We start from the raw sequence: 24,417 nt of genomic DNA, 5'->3' as shown, positions 1-24,417 counted from the left end.
AGAAAAGAAATACGTTTCTTTGGAAAAACTAAAAAAAGCTATATATTTGCACCAGTTAAAAAACAAGCGATCTTTAAAATGTTTAATAAAATTCATCTTTGGTGTTTTATTAAACAGAAGTTAGTATAAAGCAGATGGATAGGACTTTTTATAAATGAAGTCATATTTAATTGCTGAAGTTTTTCTCAATTTCTTTTAAAAAATTGATCCGGTAGTTCAGCTGGTTAGAATGCCGCCCTGTCACGGCGGAGGTCGCGGGTTCGAGTCCCGTCCGGATCGCTGAAGTTTTCTCAATTTCTTTAAAAAATTGATCCGGTAGTTCAGCTGGTTAGAATGCCGCCCTGTCACGGCGGAGGTCGCGGGTTCGAGTCCCGTCCGGATCGCTGAAAATATAAACCTGTATTGTAATAATGCAGGTTTTTTTATTTATAATCCTCCGGTTAAGTATAATTCTAATCAAACTAGATTTAATAAACCTTTCTCAAAACATTTACTGTTATTATTACAACTTTAATTTTACCAAAAAAACTTTATCCCCTATTGCTTATCTCAGAAATTTTATAGAAGTTGTGGATCATATTTAAACATTAAATAATGAAAAAAATAAAAATTCTATTATTCTCCTTAACTGCTGTTTTAATCGCAGCTCAGAGCAATTCAAAACGAGATCTTTTCATTAAAAATCTTATGAGCCAAATGACCTTAGAAGAGAAAATAGGTCAACTCAATCTCATTTCTCCGCCGGGAGACGTGAAAACCGGTGCGGCAGTAAGTGCTGATGCAGAACAATATATTAAAGAAGGTAAGTTGGGTGCTGTTCTCAACATGACTACATTAAGCCGTATAAAGAAAACACAGGAAATTGCAGTAAATGAATCAAGGCTTAAAATTCCGCTCATTTTTGGGCTGGATGTGATTCACGGATATAAAACCGGATTTCCTATTCCTTTAGCGTTATCAGCATCCTGGAGACCTGAACTGGTTCAGAAAGCAGCTTATATTGCAGCAAAAGAGGCTTCTGCAGATGGTATTAACTGGACGTATTCTCCCATGGCAGATATCAGCCGGGATCCGCGGTGGGGAAGAGTGGCGGAAGGTGCAGGTGAAGATCCTTTTCTTGCTTCCAGAATCACCGAAGCTTTTGTGAAGGGCTATCAGGGAGATGATTTGTCGAAAAACTATACCATTATGGCGTGCCTTAAACATTTTGCCCTGTATGGCGCGGCAGAAGCAGGAAGAGACTATAATTCCGTAGATATGAGCCCAAACCGTATGTATAATGAATATTTCCCTCCCTACAAAGCGGCAATAGACGCGGGGGCCGCCACGGTGATGACTTCATTCAATGATATCAATGGAGTGCCGGCGACAGCTAACAAATGGCTGCTTACTGATGTGCTTAGAAAAGAATGGGGTTTCAAAGGCTTTGTCGTGACTGATTTTACTGCGATTAAAGAACTTAAGGCACATGGCCTGGGAGATGAGCAAAAAGTTGCAGCCAGAGCTTTAAAAGCCGGAACCGATATGGATATGGTCGGTGAAGATTATCTTAAAACATTAAAAAAGTCGGTCCGGGAAAATTTAGTTTCAGAGGAAGATATAGACAGAGCCTGCCAGAGGGTTTTGGAAATGAAATATAATTTAGGATTATTTGATGATCCTTACCGTTATTTAAATGAAAAAAGATTAAAAACCGATATTCTTACTCCCGAAAACAGAAAAGCAGCCAGAGAAATTGCAGCCCAGACCTTTGTACTGATGAAAAATAAGAATCAGGCTTTACCTTTGAAGAAAACAGAAAAAATTGCTTTCATCGGACCGTTGCTTGATGATAAAGTCAATATGCCGGGAACATGGTCTGTTGTGGTAGATTCTAAAGAATCGGTTACGTTGAAAAATGCTTTGGAAGAACTTTCGGAGAAAAAGAATTTTTCGTACGCAAGAGGATGTAATATTACTGAAGATCGGAATCTTGAAAAGAATTCATTTATAGAATTCACAAAAGGGCAGCCCAGAATATCAGCGGAAATTCTTTTAAAGGAAGCTTTGGAAAAAGCAAAAATGGCTGATAAAATTGTTCTGGTATTGGGGGAAGCTTCAGAAATGACAGGCGAATCTTCCAGCAAAACAGACATCCGTTTCCCTGAAAATCAGTTGTTATTGCTCAGGGAAATGAAAAAATTAAATAAACCGATCGTTGTTATATTGTTTACGGGAAGGCCTTTGGATCTGTCACAGATGATCGATATTCCGGATTCCGTAATTAATGTTTGGTTTCCGGGGATTGAGGCTGGGCATGCTATTGCCGATGTGCTGTTCGGAAGTGTAAATCCTTCGGGAAAACTTCCAATGACTTTCCCACGTTCTGCAGGACAGATTCCCATTTATTATAATCATAAGAATACCGGGCGACCATTGGAATTTAATGACGGTCGGTTTGAGAAATACAAGTCAAATTATCTTGATGAAAACAATGATCCCTTATTTCCCTTTGGATTCGGATTGAGCTATACCAGCTTTGCATATGGAGATATACAGCTTTCTAAAAATCAGCTTAAAGGAAATGAAATTTTGAAAGTGAGCATTAATGTTACCAATACCGGAAGTTACGACGGAGAAGAGGTGGTGCAGCTTTATATCCGGGATAAGGTGGCGAGTATTACCCGGCCTGTAAAAGAATTGAAAGGTTTTGAAAAGGTATTTTTGAAAAAAGGGGAAACAAAAAATGTAGTTTTTAATATTACCCCTGAACTGTTGAAGTTTTATAATGAAGAACTTATTTTTGATTGGGAAGAAGGCGAATTTGAAATAATGATTGGAACGGATTCTCAGCATCTAAAATCCAAAACAATCATGTGGCGTAAATAGATTCTAAACTTCTGGTCGATACATAAATACCTAATTATTCACAGCTTTGTAAGCATCCCCGGTTTTTTACGGTATTTTATGTGTTGATTTTTATTATTCGGATTTAGGTCTGATATTTGTACTGAATAGCAAAACTATTCCGGTAATTTTATTTATGAAAAACATATCTGTAAAAAAATCATTTCTCTACACATTATTTATCACATTAACGCTTGTTTCCTGTAAAAAGGAACTGGAAAAAATCAATGACAAAATCAGCGACACGGCTTCATCTGTCACGGAAGAATCTGAGAAAAAAGATTCTCTGATGGCAAAGAAAGATTCTGTTGTACAAAAAGAGTCATTACCACCTGCCGTTCAGGAATATGGATTCTATAATGCATATATTTTCCCTAAAGATAAAAAAGTCAGAGATTCTCTGTTCGCATCATTTAACAAAAAATTTACGGAGAAAGAGCGCTACGCAATTCTGGCACTTAACAGGCTTGATTCGAAAAATAAATGGAATGCAGATACATTAGTAGTGCCTGCTAAAATTGATACTACATTAATGGAATATTCACCATTTCCTATGCAGCTGGATGTGTTGAGTCCTGTTAAAAAGTTTGTTGTATTCTCGTATCCTATTCAGGCATACGGGGTTTATTCAAATGGAACTTTGGTTAAATGGGGGCCTACAAGCATGGGTAAAAAATCCGCCAAAACAAAGACCGGACTTACGTTTGCAAACTGGAAGAAAAAGCTCGCCATTTCTACGGTGAGCAGCGAATGGAAGCTACCTTATAATTTTAATATATTTAATCTTGATGGTATCGGATGGCATCAGTATGATCTTCCGGGATATCCGGCATCGCATTCATGTTTACGACTGCTGATGAATGATGCGAAATGGCTGTATGGCTATGCTGATACATGGGTCTTAAACCCGGGAGGAGCTACTACCAAGGCAAAAGGAACGCCCGTGCTGGTATACGGAGATTATCCATGGGGAAAACGCAAGCCTTGGAGAAAGTTACTTAATGACCCGAATTCCAATAATGTTTCTGTGGATGAAATGACCAAAATGATTGAACCGAATATCCAGAAAATCCTGAAAGAACAGGACAACAGAGAAAGGGTAGTGGATTCCATCAGGGCGGCGAAAGCTGAAATCGAGCAGATGCCACAAACCACAAAAACAGTTGAACCTTAATAAATTCTGATCAAAACCTAAGCACCTTTCACCTAAAACCTGCGCAGCTTTTTTACAGATGCTGCAACATTGTTTTTTATAAGTCTTTTAAATTGCTTCTGATTTTCAGATTTACTATTAATTTATCTTTTCAAATTGTAAAGTAGACTCTTCTGCAAATCTTCGAAGTTTTAGCATTTCATCCTTAGCTTTATGCTGCCCGAACCTCGCTGCAGCATACGTAATCGCGATACACGACAGCATGGCGAAAGAAGCATTCAGCGCCCACGGAAATTCCTGGCTGTTAATCTTCTTTTCTACATAATACATAGAAAAAAATACCATCCAGAGGATAGAAAAGGAAAAATAAAGAAACATAAAGAATGTCCATACCGCTGAACTCGGACCAAAAATTCCTCTTATGGAGGTTTCATCATCTTCAATCTCTACGCGTAAGGATAGTCTGGGTTTCCAGTAGCCTTCATCGTTGGTCTTTACACAGATCGTTGCCACTTCTTTATTGATATTTCCGGAAAATTCATCGGCATGCTCTGCCAGATATTTCTTAAGGTTTTCCGCATACTCTTCTTTACTAAGGTGAGTAAACATCGTGAACCGGGGCCTGGTTCTTATTTTATCGAGTGTTGTTTCTTCCGTATTCATATTATTCTTGATAAGGTATAGGATCTTCCAAAGTAAAGCGTAGAGACATCTGCTTATTTTTTCTTTCAATCAGCATTTCTATGGTCTTTCCTTCTTCGGATTTCATGAGTTCCATTATTTTCTGTAAGGTCATATCAGCAGTTTTCTTGCCATTAATGCTTATAAGGCGGTCATCTTTCTGTAATCCGGCTTTTGCGCCTGGAGAATCTTTACGTACACCGGCAATGGAAAAAACAGGTTTTAAAATAAAATTATATTGCATGCTGCTGGTAAATACTTCAGTACCACCCGACGAATTACCACGATTTTTTGTTGGGAGATTTACAATGTCTTTTGTCCATTCCATTCCGTCCTGTCGGAAATCAAGGCCGCTCATGTTAAAATGAAACGGATCGTCGAAATTTCGGTTTTTCTTTAAATATAACTTTTGCCCGGCATAATCAAAAGCAACCGTAAAACGTCTCATAATATCCCCGCCTACAGGGCCTTTTCTGTTTTCAACCAAATTTACATTCTGAATAGAATATTCATCGGGCATTGCCGTAAGAGGTTTTTCAAATTTGAATTCTCCTAAATAAAAATTATGGATTCTGCTTCTCTTTCCGTAAATATCACCATTAAAGCCTCTTCCGAGAAAGTCATCGATATTGGGACGGTTGTATACGAAATCTTTTATCAATTTTGGGAAAAGCCAGATCGGATCGCTGTTTCCGAGATCAATAAGAAGCTTTGAACTTTTCCTTTCATTCGTCATTTCTACATCAGCGATGACATAAGGTTTATTCTTTTCGATACTGATATCGATCTCACTAAAATTCTTAACCTTTTTTCTGAATAAATTTTCATCGTTATAAATGGTTATCTTTTTTGAGGAATAATCGATCACGACAGGATGGTCTTTAAAGAAATGATAGCCGATTATTCCGTTGACGGGAATCCCGACGTGTGATGAAATATTAAAATCCTGATCTGTGATAATAAAGATCGTCATCGAGTCATTGACATAGTTTTTTCCTATTTTTCCGATGTTATTATCAGACCGGAATCCGTCAATACTTCTGTCTCCTCCTAACCCTGAAAATTTTATCTTCTCGACATTGATAAGTTTTATTTCCTGGTTTTCCAGGCTGAATATAGAGGTTTCCGCAACGCCTGTATCCAGTAAAAAGGTAAGATCGGCACCGTTAATGTTAACAGGAATAAAGAGTAAGTTATTGATTAATTTAAAGGGAATCACTGTTTTTTTCGCGTCCTGAACTTCAAATGAATTTTGGGCATTAATGAAAATACCAAAGAAAAAAATCCATAAAAAGCAATTCAGTTTCATGTACTGAATTTACTCATTTTATCTCAATGCGAATAAAAAAGCATCCTTAATTTTAAGAATGCTTGTATTGTTTTTGAATAATCAATGCGAAATTTTAAATTCCGTATTGTTCTTATTTGGAAAAGAAATCCATAAGATCCATATAGTTTTTCTGGTTTACACCGTGCCCGCTCATATACTCCCTGAAAGTGAAATAACAGCCAAGATCATATAACAGATCAGCCGCTTTTCTTCCCCAATCTAAAGGAATTACTGCATCATCAGTACCATGGGAAACGAAGAAACGTAATTTTTCAAGTTTTTTCTTGTCCTTAACAATGTCTTGCAATAATTTTTCCTCAGGATAACTGCTCAGACAGGCGACTAAATTAAACATTTCGGGGTATTTCAATGCCAGGGCATAGCACAGAATTCCACCTTGACTAAAGCCGCAAAGATGGGTTTTACCTTCTGTAATTCCATAATGATTGATGATGCTGAGAATGCTTTGCAAAACACTGTTTAGTGATTCTGTTGCCTGTTCGACATCCACAAAACGATCAGGATTGCTAAAGTCTATATCGTACCAGGAAAATCCCTCAAACTGTGTCTCTCTAGGGGCTCTGAAGCTTACGATAATCCAGTCATCAGGAAGTGTATCCCTGAAGCTGAAAAGATCCTGCTCATTGCTTCCATAGCCGTGAAGCATAAAAAGAATTGTCGTTTGTGGAGTAATATTTTCCGGCTCTCTTACAATGTAGTCTAAATTCATGAAGCAAAGATAATTATAAATGATGATGATTTAATACTATAAAAATGAAGCCATGCTCAATACGATGACAAACTGTCTGCTTTAGAAATATATAGTTTCCCATATCAGATAGAAAAAGGAAATATTATTTATTAAATTGATATTTTTTGGAAATCTTTGTTGGAAAATTTTCATAAAACATATTTTTATATTGATAAAAAACCTATATTTGAAACATTAAAAATCTATTTGGAAAAATGAAGCAATTTTACAAATCAAAAAGTTTACTTAAGCTTTCTTTTTTATTCGCCGTGTTGTTTTCGGTAATTTCTGTTCTTAACTCTTGTAAAGACGATGATGAAGATGAGTTCACGGATCACATTATTCAGTTGGAAGCAAAAATAAATGTAAAAGGTCCAAATCCTCCGCCAGCAACGCCTCCTACAGTAAATTTTAAAGCTGTTGTTACCCAGATAGGAACAAGTCCTGAGACAACTTTCAACCCAACAGGATTAACCTGGTCATCAGGAGACCTGTTTGTAAGTTCTAGTCAGTCTCAGTTAAGTATCGCTGCAAATGCAGTTCTTCCATATTCAGATTCAGAATTGATCGTAAATATCTACGTCGACGGAGAACTTGCCAAAACAAGTAAAGTAATTGGATCAGGAGAAAAAAGTACTTCTACTTATTACAGCTTCTTAGAATTATAAGATTAATTTTACAATACATGAAGAGATCGCTTTTGCGGTCTTTTTTTATTTGTTGAGGTAGTAAAAATGAAAAATTTTCGGCGCGGAATTGAAAATTCCGCGCCGAAAATTTATTATAATGTAAGAAAGAAATTAAATTGCTTTTACAATAAAGTAATTCTTCTTTCCTTTTTGCAGTAATAAGAATTTACCGTCAATAAGATCAGTTTCATTGGCTGTAAAAGTTTCATTAACCTTTTGCTTGTTAACCGAAATTGCATTGCCTTTGATTTCTCTTGATGCCTCACTCTTTGATTTTAAAAAACCTGATTTTTCAGAAAGGAGATCGATGATATTTATTCCTAAGGCATCAGATTTTGCGATTTCCTTTTGAGGAACACCATCAAACAGTTCCAGAAAAGTGGCTTCATCCAAACTTACCATATCTTCAGCCGTTGAACGTCCAAAAAGAATTTCTGAAGCTTTCAGAGCCTTTTCATATTCTTCTCTTCCATGAACCCACACCGTTACTTCTTCAGCCAGCTTTTTTTGAAGCTTTCTCTCATTTGGAGCTGTTTTGTGATTTTCAATCAGGGATTCAATTTCTTCTTTTCCAAGGAAAGTGTAAAATTTAATAAACCTTTCAGCATCATCATCCGTAGCATTTAGCCAGAACTGGTAAAATTTATAAGGTGATGTTTTCTTTTTATCGAGCCAGTAATTTTCTCCGCTCTCAGACTTTCCGAATTTTGAACCGTCAGCTTTTGTAATCAGAGGAACGGTTAATGCGAATGCTTCTCCCTGAGCTTTTCTGCGGATCAATTCTGTACCTGTCGTAATATTTCCCCACTGGTCAGAACCTCCCATCTGAAGTTTTACATTGTTGTTCTGGTACAGATGCAGGAAGTCATATCCCTGGATCAGCTGGTAGGTAAATTCAGTAAAGCTCATTCCTTCCGCTCCGGATTCTCCTGAAAACCTCTTTTTCACGGAATCTTTTGCCATCATATAGTTTACCGTAATATTCTTTCCTACATTTTTTGCGAAATCAAGGAAAGAGATATTTTTCATCCAGTCATAATTATTTACCAGTTCAGCCTTATTAGGCTCATTCCCTGAAAAGTCCAGGAATCTCGACAGCTGGTTTTTTAAACAGTCAACATAATGAAGAAGTGTTTCTTCGTCCAGAAGATTTCTCTCAGCAGATTTTCCGGAAGGATCACCAATCATTCCCGTAGCGCCACCTACCAGAGCAATCGGCTTATGACCGTGCTGCTGAAAATGAGCGAGAATTTTTATCTGAATAAGACTTCCAATATGTAAAGAATCTGCGGTAGGATCAAAACCGATATAGGCCGTTGTCATTTCCTTATTCAGTTGTTCATCCGTTCCGGGCATCATGTCTGCAAAAAGACCGCGCCATTTCAATTCTTCAATAAAAGAGTTCATTATTTTTAACTTTAAAATTTAATGTGCAAAGATAATCATTTCAGGGAAATAAGGGGAAGGGAAGAGTCTGTCATTTATAATTATCTAAACGTTTAATTTCTTTTTTAGAAGCATTTTCCTGCTCTCCGCACTCGCTATTTTTTTTGATTTCGGCGCGGCAGCGAAGCTGCCGCGCCGAAATCAAAAAAATGAGCTCAGACAAATGCTGCGATCAGGGCTAAACTTTAGTCGGCAATATCAACTTTACAGAAAAAATTCATTTGATATCCTGCTTTGTATTTTCAGCTGAAAACAATTATATTTGTTAATAATGAACGACGAACAATTATTCCAGCTGATCGGTAAAGCAAAGGAAAAAGACCAGAAAGCTCAGACAAAGCTCATCAACATCTTTTGGGTTGATGTTTTTTCTTTTGTGATGAAAAAAGTTCATGATGAAAATGATGCCGACGAAATCACAGTGAATGTTTTCTCAAAGGTCTTATCAAAGCTGGATATGTATGATCCTCATTTTCAGTTTAAGACCTGGGTGCTTACCATTGCCCAGAATACCATTATTGATTTCTGGAGAAGAAAAAGCCGCGAAAATCAGGATCCTACAGAAAATCTGGAAGAAGTAAAAAATCAATATGCCAAATCTCCGGAAGAACTCATGATTTCTGAGGAAGAGCAGAAAAAGATCATTAAAACCATAGAATCTTTGGATGTCAATTATCAGGATATTATCAGATTGCGGTTTTTTGAGGAAAAAAGTATTAAAGAAATTGCAGAAGAACTCGGAATTTCCGTAGCCAATACAAAAGTGCGCGTCATGAGGGCTAAAAAGGTATTGGCCGAACTTCTTAAAAATAATGAATTTGAAGATAATTAGCGGTATTCATTTTTATAAGTAAACTTTCTCCTTCGTTTTCGGAAGAAGAATTTCAATTCTTTCTTTTTGATTTCTGTTTTGAAGATTAAGCTTTATGCCTTTCTTTATTAGGTTTTCTTTTTTCGAGGGTCCGTATTCTTTCGTATTTTCAACTTCTTTTTCAAAAGTTAATTGTCCTGTAGACAAATTAAAATCCACATCAGTCCAATATTCTTCTGGTTTTCCGCTGCTGGATGAGTAGCCGATAAGTTCAAAACGACCGTTCTGAAATCTGTATTTATCCGTATAGCCCCATTTCCAGCTGCTTCCCCCCGCCTGTGTAATCATCAGAATTCCGTTTTTTATCTCGGTTGACTGATAAGGATCGCCCATCATTCCACCATCATTGCTTTTCAGGATCGCATTTCTTGACTTCTCCAGGATCGTCCATTTATTATTCACTTTCTTTAAAATTTGTATTTCACGGATGTTTCCATACTCAGTAGTATCTTTTGTATTGTAAATGATTACTTTCTCAGGAACAACATCTCCGTCAAGATCTCCGTCAACAGTTTCAATAACAGTTGCACCTGCCGGTTTAAATTCTTCCTGTGCAAAACAAAATAGATTTATAAATCCGAATAAAAAACAGAATGTAATTTTCATGAATTGGTATTTGAATTTAAAATTACAAAATTATATGTTTCATCAATCTCTGTCTTTGATTGTTTCGATAAAAAATTCACTAACTTTGACCCTCAATTTGAGATTTACATGGAGGATTTAATTCAAAATACAACTGTTCAGAAACCAAAATGGATTCGTGTAAAACTTCCTACCGGCAAGAATTACAGGGAACTGCGAACTTTGGTTGATAAATATAAATTAAATACAATTTGCCAGAGCGGAAGCTGCCCGAATATGGGTGAATGCTGGGGAGAAGGAACGGCAACCTTCATGATTCTAGGAAATATCTGTACGCGAAGCTGCGGATTTTGTGGAGTTAAAACCGGAAAGCCGCTTGATGTAAACTGGGACGAACCGGAAAAAGTAGCACGCTCGATAAAATTAATGAAAATAAAGCATGCCGTTTTAACTTCCGTAGACCGTGATGATTTGAAAGACATGGGATCAATTCTCTGGGCAGAAACAGTAAATGCGGTAAGAAGAATATCTCCGGGTACAACGATGGAAACACTTATTCCGGATTTTCAGGGAATAACAAAGCATATCGACAGATTAGTTGATGTAGCACCCGAAGTGATTTCCCACAATATGGAAACTGTAAAACGTTTGACAAGAGAAGTTAGAATCCAGGCAAAATACGAGCGCAGTCTTGAAGTACTGAGATATTTAAAAGAAGCAGGACAAAGAAGGACCAAAACCGGAGTGATGCTGGGATTGGGTGAAACAAAAGATGAAGTTTTCCAGACTATTGAAGATATCAGGAATGCAAATGTAGATGTCATCACATTGGGGCAATATCTGCAGCCGACAAAAAAACATCTTCCCGTGAAAAGATTTATCACTCCCGAAGAGTTTGATGAACTTGGAGATTTTGCGAGAAGTTTAGGTTTCAGGCATGTTGAGAGTTCGCCGTTGGTACGGAGCTCTTATCACGCAGAAAAACATATTCACTAAAATACAAATCGCTTCACTCACGGAGCGATTTTTTTAACACATAAAAAGTAATTGGAATTGTATAGGTATCCTCTTCCAAAATTTAATTTTATGTTCTTTTTTGATTAATATTTAGTTTAAATTTAACTTATCAGGTTAATATAGTGGAAATTTATATCATTTTGGTTAAAGTTAAAATGATTATTTCTGCCGAATTTTGCACTTTTAAAGAAGATAATGAAAATAGATAAAAAAATTATTCCTCTGGCAATTGGTGGCCTAGGAATAGGAACTACGGAATTTACCATTATGGGATTACTCCCCGATATGGCAAAAACTTTACAGATCAGTATTCCTGAGGCCGGTCACCTGATCTCTGCCTATGCTTTTGGTGTTGTAGTGGGCGCACCGGTTCTTATCGGATATTCCGTAAAATTTCCTCCAAAAAAAGTATTGATGGCTCTGATGATCATTTTTACTTTATTTAATGCTTTGTCAGCATTGGCCCCAAATTATACAACCATGATGATCATCCGTTTTCTCTCTGGTCTTCCTCACGGAGCATTTTTCGGGGTCGGAACTGTAGTTGCGGCCAGAATGGCAACAAAAGGTAGAGAAGCTTTTAATATTTCACTCATGTTCACGGGGCTTACTATTGCCAATCTTGCCATGGTTCCTCTGGTGACTTATATTGGTCATACTTTTCACTGGAGATGGTATTTTGCCATTGTTTCGGTGATCGGACTGCTTGCTCTTCTGTTTATTAAATTATGGCTTCCTGACCTGAGATCAAATCAGGAGACTCATTTTAAAGAAGAAATCAAATTTTTACAGAAAAGACAGGCCTGGCTGGTCCTAATGATAACAGCTATAGGCTTCGGTGGATTATTTACATGGTTCAGCTATATTACACCGCTTATGACCATTGTTTCTGGAATAGAAGAAAGCTATATGGCTTATGTGATGATTTTGGCAGGAGCCGGAATGGTAGTAGGAAATCTTGTCGGAGGATATTTATCCGATCGTCTGAGCCCTGAGAAGACATGTTCATTATTGCTATTTTTAATGATGCTTTCTTTGGCCGGGGTCTTTTTTCTGTCAGAATATCGTAATGTTTCGCTTACCCTTACCTTTATTTGCGGCGCATTGTCAATGTCTGTATCGGCACCGATCAATATTATGATGATGAAAGCTGCTCCCAAAAGCGAAATGATGGCAGCCGCCTTTATGCAGGCCGCCTTTAATATTGCCAATGCAATGGGCGCTTTTCTTGGAGGGATTCCTTTGGAGAAAGGATATAGTTACAATTACCCTTCTCTTGTTGGCGTAGTCATGACCGTCATAGGTCTAATTATCAGTATACGATACAGATATTTGTATGCCTCAAAAACAAACAATGAAACATTGACTGAATGTGTTTCCTGCGAAAAATAAAATAAAAATGGACCATCTTTAAAAGACGGTCCGTTTTGTTTTTATAATAAGCATAAATTACGCTTCGACTTCATTGCCGTTTTTGCACCAATAGAGTGCATTGTAAAGGTTTCCTTTAGGGAAAGACTTAAATTCCCCCGGCATGAGTACACTGAAAATATCAGTAAAATTCTGTACACCCTCTTTGTCTGTAACAATAGCGGTTCTGTTCCACTTTGTTAAGTTTTTTAATCCTAAAAGCGCATCCTGCAACCAGGCCCCCATGGTAAAATTATCCAGATCAGTGTCCAGGTACAAAAGATAATTCAGCTCATTAAACTGATCTACCTTCTGTTTTACCCTCGGAATTACCAGGTTTTCAAAATCTTCTTTGGTTACTTCTCCCGTTGCATTGAAAGCCGCAACATTTTCCGGAGCTTCTGGAATAATCGTTATCATATTGTAATATTTTATTGTGGTTTAGATTTTAGGTTGATAACAAAAAGTAAACCATAATTAATATTCAGTTAACAAAAGATTTAAATGTTTGTAACTTGTGGTACATTTATTAATTTGAATTCTTTTTAAGGTTAATATTTCTAACTCTAAGGCACTATTTTTGAAGTTTAACGTACCACACAAAAGATTATATTATGAAAACTTTGCAAAAGATTGTAATCCCGGTTTCTTTGGGAGTTTTAGGGCTCATTATTTTAAATTCATGCTCGGTAGGAATTCCGAAAGGAGCTACTGCTGTTCAAAATTTCAATGCTGACAGATATCTTGGAAAATGGTATGAAATAGCCCGTTTCGACTATAAATTTGAAAAAAACATGGATAACGTAACAGCTACATATTATAAAAACCCAAACGGAAGCATAAAAGTCGATAATAAAGGTTATGATTATGTCAAAAAAGAATGGAAAGAGTCGATTGGAGAGGCCAGATTTGTAAATAAAGAAACAGAAGCACGTTTAAAAGTCTCTTTTTTTAAACCTATTTGGGCAGGATACAACGTGGTTGACATTGATGAAAACTATCAGTACGCCCTGATTATGGGAAGCAACCTGAAATACCTCTGGATTCTTTCCCGTACCAAAGAAATCCCGGAAAGTATAAGACAAAGGTTTCTTGAAAAAGCCAAAAAAGTAGGCTATAATACAGATGAACTAATTTGGGTTAGACATAATTAATTATTTACAAAAGTTTGTCATTCTGAGCTAAAGAATCTTTAATTGTGGAGATTTTTCTTTCGGCAGAATGACAAATCAAGTGGTGTTTAATTTAAATTCTTGTACTCCTTCCATTCGTCAAAACGGTAGTCTATGATCTGCTTCATCAGATCATAATTCTCATATGTATCTTCAATATGATAGAACGTTTCATATTCATAATCATTTTCCTCTGCTTTTGTATCGAAAAGATTTACATAATCATCAGCAAATGAACTGAATCTGTTTCCAAAATCTGTTTCGTCCTTATAATAATCCTGCGCAAAGGCATTTCCCATTACATTCAGATCATATTCAGAAAATTTTCCATCCATCGAATCCATAATAAATTCAGCACCAGTCAGTTCACGTCGCTTCAGTTTTTGTATTTCTTCTGTTGCGTCATTTTTCAATTCATCGGAGACAAGATTATTTTCAATACACCACACGAGAAACATTCCCGTATGGGTTGCCCCGTTTTTCTCAGGAAGTTCTTCGGGAAAATCACCTCCATAATGCCATGATGCATCATCATATGTAGACATAATTCTTAATTATAGTTATAAACAATTTCTGCCAAAAATAGAAAAAATCAATTTATATTGCCGGTCATAGAGAATTTTCCGTCATTTGTGCTGAATTTTTTTCAACCTACATATGAAAAATGCTGTTCTGATTACGATTGGTGACGAAATCCTTTCCGGAAATACGGTGGACACCAACTCTAATTTCATTGCTACTGAACTTAAAAATATAGGAATACACGTTTCACAGATCATTACCGTTTCAGATGAAATTGAAACCATCAAGGCTGCCATTGAATCTGCATTTAAGATTGGCGATTTAATCATCACTACAGGAGGCTTGGGACCTACAAGAGATGATAAAACCAAGAAAGCAATTGCTGAATTTTTCAATGATGAAATTGCTCTGGACGAGACAACTTTCAATCATTTAAAAGCTTATATGGAAAGACGCGGCCGACTGGAAATCCTGGAAAGAAACCGCGAGCAGGCTTTCGTTCCTACAAAATCAAAAGTTTTTCAGAATCATTACGGAACGGCGCCCTGCATGATGATGGAGCAGGACGGAAAACTGTTATTCAGCCTTCCCGGAGTTCCTTACGAAGTAAAACCTTTGATCAAAGATCAGATTGTTCCGTATCTGCAGGAAAAATTTAACCTTAATTATATTTCCACAAGAATCGTTTCCGTTGTGGGGATTCCCGAAAGTATTTTGGCAGACACCATCGAAAATTGGGAACTGGCATTGCCTCAAAATATAGCGCTGTCTTATCTTCCGGTCGGGACACGTGTAAAATTGCGACTGACCGCAACAGGAGAAAATGAATCGCTGCTCCAACAGCAATTGGAAGAAGAAATCCAAAAATTGTTGCCTTTAATAAAAGATCATGTTATCGCAACTTCAGAAGATAAAATTGAAAAAATCCTGGCTGAAATTCTTACAGAACGGAAGATGACGATTTCCACGGCAGAAAGCTGTACGGGAGGAGAGCTTGCGAAAATGATCACCTCAATTTCCGGCAGCTCAAAGTATTTTCTTGGAGGAATCATTGCCTATGCGACAGAAAAAAAGACCGAAATTTTAAAAGTTAAAAAAGAGACAGTAGAACAATTTACAGTAGTCAGCGAACAGGTGGCGGCCGAAATGGCAGAAGGCTGTCAGAATTTATTTGATACAGATATTTCATTATCCACTACAGGAGTTGCAGGTCCGGGAAAAGGAGAAGACGGAAAAGAAGTAGGCACCGTTTTTTACACGATCAGAATCTATGACCGGGAAGTTACTTCCAAATTGTATATGCCGCATCTGGAAAGGCTGGATTTCATGTATTTTGTGTCACAAAAAGTGATCCAGGATCTTATAGGGATTTTGGTAAGTAATTAATTCATAATCAGTTGATTTTTTAATTTTTTTTTAATTAATTCTGAAGTGGTTTTTCACAGTTTTTGACGTCGATGAGGAAATATCAAAATTGTGGAAAACTCAAAACAGATTTTTCAGACCGACAGCAAAAAACGCTGGCGAAATGTACAGTGGGGAAGTCGTATTTTCATTTTTATAGGCATCTTACTTGTTCTGGCCTTAGGCTTAATGATGAAATTGGATAAGAATCCGAAAATTCCTTTTAAAGAAGATTATAAAGCGGTCATTACTGCAAGTAAACCTTATCTTCAGGAGAATAGAATTTCTAAAGAATATAAAGGCTTCCGAAGTTTTATTTCTGAAAAAACCATGCATACCAATCTTGCTAAAATTGAAAAAGCAAGAGCCGACAGACTTAAAAATCAAAACCGCAACTGGGAACAGTTTCCCGGAGGAATCCGTTCTGCATTTTATGTGGCATGGGATCCTCAATCTTTGATGTCCCTGAAAAGAAATATCAAACATATCAACCTGGTTTTCCCGGAGTGGTTTTTCCTTGATCCTAAAACAGGAGAACTAAAAACAAATGTCGATCCTGAAGGTTATAAACTCATTAAAAGAACAGGAGTTGCTGCTATGCCGATTCTGAGTAATAATTTTGAGCAGGAATTTCATTCTGAAGGGCTAGGGAAAGTGTTGAAAGATCCGCAGAAAAGGGTTCAGCTCATTCAGAAATTAAAGCAGCAATGTCAGAAACTAAATTTCAGAGGAATTAATATTGACTTTGAAAATATAAATCTCGATTCTGATGAATATCTGATCACTTTTATGAAAGAACTTTCGGGAACTTTCAGACAGAATAATTTGTTGGTATCGATGGATATTACCACCGATAATGACGACTATAATATCAAACAATTAGATCCTTACGTAGATTATTTTATACTGATGGCCTATGACGAATACTCTGATGACAGCGATGCCGGGCCGGTTTCTTCTCAGAAATGGATTGAAGCGCAGACAGGAAAAATGTTGACGAAAACATCTCCAAATAAAATTATTTTAGGACTGGGTGCATACGGCTACGACTGGAGTACGGATCAAAATGACAATGGTTCTGTGACGTATATGCAGGCCATTACAAAAGCGAGTGCCAGCAAGGCAAATATTAATTTTGATGACAATACTTTTAATTTAAATTATTCTTATAAAGACTCCAAAAATAATACGCATACTGTGTTCTTTAATGATGCGGCATCCATTTTCAATACGATGCGTTTTTCCTCAGAATATCCTCTGGCAGGAACAGCGCTCTGGAGACTGGGAAGCGAAGACAGCCGGATCTGGAATTTCTATGATAAAGATCTGACATTTGCAGGATTATCAAAATTAAATTTAAAATCACTGGAAAATGTAAAAGGGCAGACCATGGTCGATTATATCGGTGATGGAGAAGTTTTAGATGTTTTGAATACGCCTCATGATGGAAAAATTGACATAGAAATCGATCCTAAAGAAAAAATCATCACTGATGAAAATTATATCACCTATCCAAGCTCCTATGAAGTAAAAAAATATGGGGAAGCTCCACAGAAAGAGCTTGTCCTCACTTTTGATGACGGGCCTGACGAAACCTACACCCCGCAGATATTGGATGTTCTTTCAAAATATCATGTTCCTGCAGCTTTCTTTCTGGTAGGGCTTAATGCGGAGAAAAATCTTCCTTTGGTTAAACGAATTTACCGGGAAGGTCATGAAATCGGAAACCATACTTTTACCCACGAAAATGTAGCAAAAGTTAGTCCCGAACGGGCTTTGCTTGAGATGAAGCTTACAAGATTGCTGATCGAATGCATTACGGGACACAGCACTATTCTTTTCAGGGCTCCTTATAATGCTGATTCTGAACCTACAACTTCTGAGGAAATCGTTCCCGTAGCATTGGCAAGACAGCAGAATTATCTGGATATTGGTGAAAATATCGACCCGGAAGACTGGCAACCCGGAATAAAAGCTGATGAAATTGTAAAACGTGTTCTGACAGGTTTGCAACAGAGAAAAGGTAATATTATCCTTCTTCATGATGCAGGCGGTGACACTCGTGAAGAAACCGTAAAAGCTTTAAAAATTTTAATTCCTACATTACAGAAAGAAGGCTATCATTTTACCAATCTTTCGACGATTTTACATAAAAATAAAGCGGAATTGATGCCCGCCGTTCCTAAAACAAGATCATATTATGTGATGCAGCTTAATTTAATTTTGGCAACCATCATTTATGGCATAAGTCATTTCCTTGTGGCACTTTTTACCATTTTTATCGGATTAGGTTTGATACGATTGATTATTATGCTCTACTGGGCATTTAAGGAAAGAAAAAAAGAGAAAAAGTTAGGAGATTTTCCTGTGCTGGAATCGTATCCTAAAGTCTCGATTATTGTTCCGGCATACAACGAGGAAGTGAATATTGTTTCTTCACTGCACAATTTATTAAAGCAGACCTATCCGGATTTTGATATCATTCTGGTTGATGATGGCAGTAAAGATTCAACGTACGAAAAGGCAAAAGGGGAATTTGCCGGTCATCCGAAACTTAAAATTTTCACTAAAACAAACGGTGGAAAAGCAACCGCTCTGAACTTCGGTATTTCTCAGTCTGATGCAGAATATGTAGTCTGTATCGATGCAGACACCAAACTGGAAAAAGATGCTGTAAAATATTTAATTGCCCGATTTTTAAATTCATATCCCGATGAGAAAATTGCAGCCGTGGCCGGAAATGTAAAAGTAGGAAATAAAGTCAACTGGCTGACGAAATGGCAATCCATAGAATATACAACCAGTCAGAATTTTGATCGACTTGCTTATGCTAATATCAATGCCATTACGGTGATCCCGGGAGCTATTGGTGCGTTTAAGAAATCTGCGGTTGTTGAGGTTGGAGGCTATTCTTCCGATACATTGGCAGAAGATTGCGATATTACGGTTAAGATTCTGAAAAAAGGATATACCGTTGCCAATGAAAACCGTGCCGTTGCCATTACAGAGGCTCCTGAAAGTGTAAAGCAGTTTTTAAAACAGCGGTTCAGATGGACGTACGGGATTATGCAGATGTTCTGGAAACAGAAACATACTTTCCTCAATCCGAAATACAAAGGCCTCGGATTGTGGGCAATGCCGAATATTTTACTGTTTCAGTATATCATTCCGTTTTTCTCACCGTTAGCTGATCTTATCATGTTTTTCGGAATATTATCAGGAAACGGAGGCAAAATAGTAAGTTATTATTTAATCTTTCTTTTGGTGGATGGTTCACTGGCTTTAATTGCTTTTGTCATGCAGAGAGAAAAAATGGTTAATCTTCTGTATATTATTCCGCAGCGGTTCGGCTACAGATGGCTGATGTATATTGTTTTGTTCAGAAGTCTGAGACGGGCTTTAAAAGGCGAAATGCAATCGTGGGGATTCCTGAAACGTACAGGAAATGTGAAAGAATTTGCAGCGTCTTAGAATTTTGATACAATTATTCAGAGATTTAAAAGAAAGGTAACATCGGTTCGAGTGAAATTCTGAAAGAATTTTGTATCGAGAACTGATGTTTTATAAAAAAATTCTCGATATGTTATTAAAGTGAATTTATTAATAAAGGTGTTTTAAACTTTTATTTAACCACAAAAGTTCCAAAAGATAATAATAAAGCAATAATTAGAATATTCAAAGTTCTCAAAAGAAAAATCGAAGATTTTTTAAAGCTGTTGTGATGTTTTTCATTTATAGCCATCATCTTTAAATAAAATTTGAACTCATCTTTTGTGACTTTTGACTACGTCGAACCTTTGGTTTGCGGTTAATTCTGAATTAGTTTAAACAAGTTTAATGTTAAAAATGTTCATAAACAAGCATGAATCATGTTGAAAAAATAAATATAGACACATCTTAATATTTAATTAAATTTGTCTTCACTAAAAAGTAACGAATTAAAAAAAAGTTACACTTATTGTATAAATTGTAATTATAATGAAAAAACTTACACTTTCTTTGCTTTTACTAGCAGGGATCTGTTCACAGAATGTGAACGCACAGACTTCTGACAAAGGTCTGGATCTTAGCCTGATGGATAAATCAGTACGTCCGCAGGATGACTTTTACAACTATGTGAGCGGAACGTGGATGAAAACCGCTAAAATTCCTTCTGATAAACCAACCTGGGGAAGCTTCAACAAATTGGCTGAAGATACAGATAACAATTCAATGACTATCCTGAACTCTCTGCTGAAAGATAAATTCGCAGATGGAACAGAAGGTAAAAAAATTCAGGATCTGTATGCAACTTACATGAATATTCAGAAGAGAAATGCAGACGGAATTAAACCTATCCAGACAAATCTGAATAAAATCGATGCCATCAAAAACGTTAACGATCTTCAAAATTACCTGATTTCCGTAACAAAAGAAGGTGAAAATACCTTCTATGGATGGGGTGTAGATGCAGACCTGAAAGATTCTAAAATGAACGCGGTGTATTTAGGAAATGCATCATTAGGTTTAGGAAGAGATTACTACCAGAAAGTAAACGAAAAAAATACGGAAGCTCTTAACGAATACACAAAATATGTGGCTTCCATGCTGAAAGAATTAGGATACAAAAATGCCGACGCAGCAGCAAAAGGTATTGTTGATTACGAAAAAAGTATCGCTAAAACGTATCTTACGAACGAGCAGAGTCGCGACAATACGCTTCAGTACAACCCTGAAACAATGGCTGAGCTTAAGACGCTTGTAAAAAATGTAGACCTTCCTTCTTACCTTAATAAAGTAGGGGTAAATACAGATAAAGTGATCATCGGTGAATTGGGATATTATAAAAATTTAGACAAATTCATCAATGCACAGAATCTTCCTGTGATCAAAGATTATCTTAAATTCCACATGATCAACGGAAGTGCCTCTTACTTAAGCGAAAAACTGGGTGACATGAGATTTGCTTTCTATGGTAAATATCTAAGAGGTCAGCAGGAACAGAGAGCATTAAACAAAAGAGGATATGAGCTGATCAACGGAACATTGGGTGAAGCTTTCGGAAAACTGTATGTAGAGAAATATTTCCCTGCAGAAGCAAAAGCGCAGATGGTTGAACTCATCGACTATTTAAAGAAAAGTTTTGCCGTACACATCAATAACCTGGCGTGGATGTCTTCTACAACAAAGGAAAAAGCAATGCAGAAGCTGAACAAATTCACTGTAAAAGTTGCTTATCCTGACAAATGGAAAGATTATTCTAAATTAACCATCGTTCCTGAATCTAAAGGTGGGAATCTTTACTCAAACCTTCAGAACATCACTGAGTGGCAGTACAATAAGGATTTAGCAAAAATCGGAAAACCGGTTGATAAATCTGAATGGGGAATGACTCCACAAACGGTAAATGCTTATTACAACCCGGTAAATAACGAGATCGTTTTCCCTGCCGCAATTCTTCAGCCGCCTTTCTTCAATCCTCAGGCAGATGCAGCCGTAAACTTCGGAGGAATTGGCGCGGTTATCGGTCACGAAATGAGCCACGGATTTGATGATTCCGGCGCACAGTTCGATGCAGACGGAAACCTGGTAGACTGGTGGACTCCGGAAGACAAAGCAAACTTTGAAAAAGCGACTAAAGCGCTTGCTGCTCAATATGATAAATACGAGCCTGTAAAAGGAACTTTCGTAAACGGAACTTTTACAAACGGTGAAAATATCGCCGACTTAGGTGGGGTGAATATCGCTTACGATGCACTTCAAATGTATCTTAAAGACAAAGGAAACCCTGGATTGATCAGCGGATATACACAGGATCAGAGATTCTTCCTAAGCTGGGCAACTGTTTGGAGAACATTATCCAGTGAAAAATACATGGTAAACCAGGTAAAAACAGATCCGCACTCTCCTGGATATTTCAGAAGTTTCGGGCCTATCATCAATGTTGATGCCTTCTACAAAGCATTCGACGTGAAGCAGGGAGATAAATTGTACAAAGCGCCTGCAGAAAGAATTAAAATTTGGTAATCATTACCGAAAAAATACCAAAACCGTTCAGCAATGAGCGGTTTTTTTATTTGATAAATGATAAAAATAATCAACCTGATTTTAACGATTACTTATACAAGCCACATCGTTAATCTCACTACCTCAAACTCAACCTCAACCTCAACCTCAATCTTAACCTCAATCTTAACCTCAACCTTAGCCTCATCCTCTATATTCTAAACCATAAACATTTATCACTAAAATTTGTATATTTGGTAAGTTTGTGTAAAATCAAAAAATATTTTTAATGAAAAAGCTAAATATCGGAATACTTGCCTTGTCAGGGCTTGTATTTTTAAATTCATGTGGGACGGCAAAAACCGCAGACACACAAAAACCTGAAGCGGTAAAAGAAGTTGCTGCAGAATCTGCGAAAGAAGAGATAAAAGAAGAAGGGATCAATTTATCTTATATGGATAAATCGGTACGCCCGCAAGATGATTTTTTTAGCTATGTGAATGGAAATTGGGTGAAAACCACACAGATTCCTTCAGATAAAGCGAGCTGGGGATCCTTTAATGCATTGAGGGAAAATGTGGATGATGCTTCTCTGGATATTTTAAACAAAATTTTATCCGAATCTTATTCCGAGGGTTCCGAGGGGCAGAAAATACAGAATCTGTATGCTTCATTTATGGATACTGATAAAAGAAATGCAGAAGGGTTGGCACCGATAAAAGGAGATCTGGCTAAGATCGACGCCATCAAAAACCTGAATGATCTTCAGAAATATTTACTGGAAGCTACAAAGTTAGGGGACAACTCGTTTTATGGCTGGAGAGTAGGGGCAGATATGAAGAATTCCAAAATGAATGCGGTTTATCTTGGCGGTCCGGATCTTGGGTTGGGAAGAGATTATTATCAAAAAGTAAACGAAGCCAATACCAAAACCCTGACAGAATATCAGTCTTACGTAGGGAAATTATTCGGTGTTCTGGGATACAAAAACTCTGATGCAGCAGCAAAAAATGTAGTTGATTTTGAAAAGCAGCTTGCTAATTATTTATTAACGCTAGAGCAAAACAGGGATGCTAATTTAAGATACAACCCGAAAAATGTTTCTGAATTATCAGGATTGGTTAAAAATATAAATCTTCAGAAATATCTTAAGGAAGCGGGAGTTAATACGGACAGAGTGATTATCGGTGAACTGAAATATTATCAGAATATGGATTCTTTCCTTACCCAGAAAAATCTTCCGTTGGTAAAAGATTATCTTAAATATCACTTAATTAATGGTAACGCCAGCAATCTGGATGAAAAGCTGGAACAGATCAGATTTGATTTCTATTCTAAATATCTTCAGGGTCAGAAAGAGCAGCGTCCGATGAACAAAAGAGGTCTTTCTTTGGTCAACGGTGTTCTTGGTGAAGCTTTCGGTAAACTGTATGTAGAAAAATATTTCACTCCCGAAGCCAAAGCGCAGATGGAAACGTATATTGATTATATCTTAAAATCATTTAAGCAACACATTAACGATATGGACTGGATGTCGCCTGCAACGAAAGTAAAGGCCCAGGAAAAGCTATCCAAATTCACCGTAAAGATCGCCTATCCGGATAAATGGAAAGATTATACTCAGTTAAAGGTAGAATCTCCTAAAGCAGGCGCGACATTATATTCTAATCTTCAGAATGTTTCTGCATGGCAGTATCAGAGAAACCTTGATAAAATAGGAAAACCGGTCGACAAAACAGAATGGGGCATGACTCCACAAACGGTAAATGCCTATTACAGTGGTTCCAACAATGAGATCGTTTTCCCTGCAGCCATTCTTCAGCCGCCATTCTACAATCCAAAAGCAGATGCCGCTGTTAATTTTGGTGGAATCGGAGCGGTGATCGGGCATGAAATCTCTCACGGATTCGACGACAGTGGCTCCAGATTCGATGGTGACGGAAACCTGAATAACTGGTGGACCGATGAAGATCGTAAGAATTTCGATACAAAAGTTGCCCAACTGGCGGCCCAGTACAGCGCTTATGAGCCGGTAAAAGGTAGTTTTGTCAACGGTAAATTTACCAGTGGTGAAAACATCGGTGACCTTGGTGGGGTAGCGGTTGCTTATGATGCGCTTCAGATGTATCTTAAAGATCACGGAAACCCGGGATTGATCAGTGGCTTTACACAGGATCAGAGATTCTTCATGAGCTGGGCAACCGTATGGAGAACAAAATCTACGGATCAGTATATGACCAATCAGGTGAAGACCGATCCGCATTCTCCGGGAATATTCAGGGCTTATGGCCCGCTGGTGAATCAGGATGCATTTATTAAAGCATTTGATATCAAGCCTGGCGACAAAATGTACAAGGCACCTGAAGACAGGATAAAAATTTGGTAAACAAGCCAAAAATTGTTAGAAAACGAAAAACGCATCAGAAATGGTGCGTTTTTTATTTAATTTTTCCTAGCTTAGTATTATCGTAAAATGTTGATTTTTGATTAATATTTAGTATTTAAATTAAATATT

The 24,417-nt window shown here is 37.2% G+C and carries 18 protein-coding genes and 2 tRNA genes; 13 read left to right on the top strand and 7 right to left on the bottom strand.

Annotation, left to right across the window (positions count from 1 at the left end; genetic code table 11):
* Positions 1-205: 205 nt before the first annotated feature.
* The 4 genes from BMW64_RS07940 (at position 206) to BMW64_RS07925 (ending at position 4,060) form a co-directional block, all read left to right on the top strand.
* Positions 206-279: transfer RNA gene (locus BMW64_RS07940), tRNA-Asp, on the top strand.
* 30 nt (positions 280-309) lie between these two features.
* A tRNA-Asp gene (locus BMW64_RS07935) sits at positions 310-383 on the top strand.
* A 211-nt stretch (positions 384-594) separates the two neighbouring features.
* Complete coding sequence (gene bglX / locus BMW64_RS07930; protein ID WP_089999494.1) at positions 595-2,868, top strand: beta-glucosidase BglX; 2,274 nt, start codon at positions 595-597, stop codon at positions 2,866-2,868.
* Between the two features lie 154 nt (positions 2,869-3,022).
* On the top strand, positions 3,023-4,060 hold the full coding sequence (locus BMW64_RS07925; protein WP_089999493.1) for a L,D-transpeptidase: 1,038 nt from the start codon (positions 3,023-3,025) through the stop codon (positions 4,058-4,060).
* 117 nt (positions 4,061-4,177) lie between these two features.
* Here the strand turns inward: BMW64_RS07925 and BMW64_RS07920 are convergent, their stop codons facing one another.
* The 3 genes from BMW64_RS07920 to BMW64_RS07910 all read right to left on the bottom strand — a co-directional run bounded on the left by BMW64_RS07920 (position 4,178) and on the right by BMW64_RS07910 (position 6,780).
* Entirely contained in the window at positions 4,178-4,702 is a 525-nt protein-coding gene (locus tag BMW64_RS07920) for a hypothetical protein (RefSeq protein ID WP_089999492.1), read from the bottom strand.
* A 1-nt stretch (position 4,703) separates the two neighbouring features.
* Positions 4,704-6,029, bottom strand: coding sequence for a PDZ domain-containing protein (locus BMW64_RS07915; protein WP_089999491.1), 1,326 nt, complete (start codon positions 6,027-6,029; stop codon positions 4,704-4,706).
* 112 nt (positions 6,030-6,141) lie between these two features.
* Positions 6,142-6,780, bottom strand: a complete 639-nt coding sequence (locus tag BMW64_RS07910) for an alpha/beta hydrolase (protein WP_089999490.1) — start codon at positions 6,778-6,780, stop codon at positions 6,142-6,144.
* 236 nt (positions 6,781-7,016) lie between these two features.
* Here BMW64_RS07910 and BMW64_RS07905 point away from each other — a divergent pair, with 236 nt between their 5' ends.
* The gene (locus BMW64_RS07905) at positions 7,017-7,469 is read left to right on the top strand and encodes a hypothetical protein (RefSeq protein WP_089999489.1); all 453 of its coding nucleotides are present in this window, start codon (positions 7,017-7,019) and stop codon (positions 7,467-7,469) included.
* A 132-nt stretch (positions 7,470-7,601) separates the two neighbouring features.
* Here BMW64_RS07905 and tyrS read toward each other — a convergent pair whose 3' ends face one another.
* The gene (tyrS, locus tag BMW64_RS07900) at positions 7,602-8,897 is read right to left on the bottom strand and encodes a tyrosine--tRNA ligase (RefSeq protein WP_089999488.1); all 1,296 of its coding nucleotides are present in this window, start codon (positions 8,895-8,897) and stop codon (positions 7,602-7,604) included.
* A gap of 310 nt (positions 8,898-9,207) precedes the next feature.
* On the opposite strand from tyrS, the gene BMW64_RS07895 reads away from it, so the two are divergent.
* Complete coding sequence (locus tag BMW64_RS07895) at positions 9,208-9,768, top strand: RNA polymerase sigma factor (RefSeq protein WP_089999487.1); 561 nt, start codon at positions 9,208-9,210, stop codon at positions 9,766-9,768.
* Positions 9,769-9,780: 12 nt separating this feature from the next.
* Here the strand turns inward: BMW64_RS07895 and BMW64_RS07890 are convergent, their stop codons facing one another.
* A complete protein-coding gene (locus BMW64_RS07890; protein WP_089999486.1) occupies positions 9,781-10,413 on the bottom strand; it encodes a hypothetical protein in 633 nt (210 codons plus the stop codon).
* A 108-nt stretch (positions 10,414-10,521) separates the two neighbouring features.
* On the opposite strand from BMW64_RS07890, the gene lipA reads away from it, so the two are divergent.
* Complete coding sequence (gene lipA / locus BMW64_RS07885) at positions 10,522-11,388, top strand: lipoyl synthase (protein WP_089857254.1); 867 nt, start codon at positions 10,522-10,524, stop codon at positions 11,386-11,388.
* A 216-nt stretch (positions 11,389-11,604) separates the two neighbouring features.
* The gene (locus BMW64_RS07880; protein WP_177175256.1) at positions 11,605-12,801 is read left to right on the top strand and encodes an MFS transporter; all 1,197 of its coding nucleotides are present in this window, start codon (positions 11,605-11,607) and stop codon (positions 12,799-12,801) included.
* A gap of 57 nt (positions 12,802-12,858) precedes the next feature.
* Here the strand turns inward: BMW64_RS07880 and BMW64_RS07875 are convergent, their stop codons facing one another.
* Positions 12,859-13,239, bottom strand: coding sequence for a SpoIIAA family protein (locus BMW64_RS07875; RefSeq protein WP_029296622.1), 381 nt, complete (start codon positions 13,237-13,239; stop codon positions 12,859-12,861).
* A gap of 194 nt (positions 13,240-13,433) precedes the next feature.
* Here BMW64_RS07875 and BMW64_RS07870 point away from each other — a divergent pair, with 194 nt between their 5' ends.
* Positions 13,434-13,973 carry a lipocalin family protein gene (locus tag BMW64_RS07870; protein ID WP_089999485.1) on the top strand — a complete coding sequence of 180 codons (540 nt, stop codon included), beginning with the start codon at positions 13,434-13,436 and terminating at the stop codon, positions 13,971-13,973.
* A gap of 86 nt (positions 13,974-14,059) precedes the next feature.
* Here BMW64_RS07870 and BMW64_RS07865 read toward each other — a convergent pair whose 3' ends face one another.
* Positions 14,060-14,536, bottom strand: a complete 477-nt coding sequence (locus tag BMW64_RS07865; protein WP_089999484.1) for a DUF7832 domain-containing protein — start codon at positions 14,534-14,536, stop codon at positions 14,060-14,062.
* A gap of 112 nt (positions 14,537-14,648) precedes the next feature.
* Between BMW64_RS07865 and BMW64_RS07860 the strand changes: the two genes are divergently transcribed.
* From BMW64_RS07860 to BMW64_RS07845, 4 genes are all read left to right on the top strand, one after another.
* Positions 14,649-15,899, top strand: a complete 1,251-nt coding sequence (locus BMW64_RS07860; protein WP_089999483.1) for a CinA family nicotinamide mononucleotide deamidase-related protein — start codon at positions 14,649-14,651, stop codon at positions 15,897-15,899.
* Between the two features lie 90 nt (positions 15,900-15,989).
* Positions 15,990-19,388, top strand: a complete 3,399-nt coding sequence (locus tag BMW64_RS07855; protein WP_089999482.1) for a polysaccharide deacetylase family protein — start codon at positions 15,990-15,992, stop codon at positions 19,386-19,388.
* A gap of 507 nt (positions 19,389-19,895) precedes the next feature.
* Positions 19,896-21,923 (top strand): M13 family metallopeptidase, encoded by a 2,028-nt coding sequence (locus BMW64_RS07850; protein WP_089999481.1) that lies wholly within the window; start codon positions 19,896-19,898, stop codon positions 21,921-21,923.
* A gap of 268 nt (positions 21,924-22,191) precedes the next feature.
* On the top strand, positions 22,192-24,288 hold the full coding sequence (locus BMW64_RS07845) for a M13 family metallopeptidase (RefSeq protein ID WP_089999480.1): 2,097 nt from the start codon (positions 22,192-22,194) through the stop codon (positions 24,286-24,288).
* The last annotated feature ends 129 nt before the right edge of the window (positions 24,289-24,417 follow it).

Origin of the sequence: Chryseobacterium taichungense (assembly GCF_900109935.1) — a bacterium.
Taxonomy (GTDB): Bacteria; Bacteroidota; Bacteroidia; order Flavobacteriales; family Weeksellaceae; genus Chryseobacterium; species Chryseobacterium taichungense.
The sequence above is the reverse complement of the archived record's forward strand: the minus strand, read 5'-3'. Positions and strand labels throughout refer to the sequence as shown.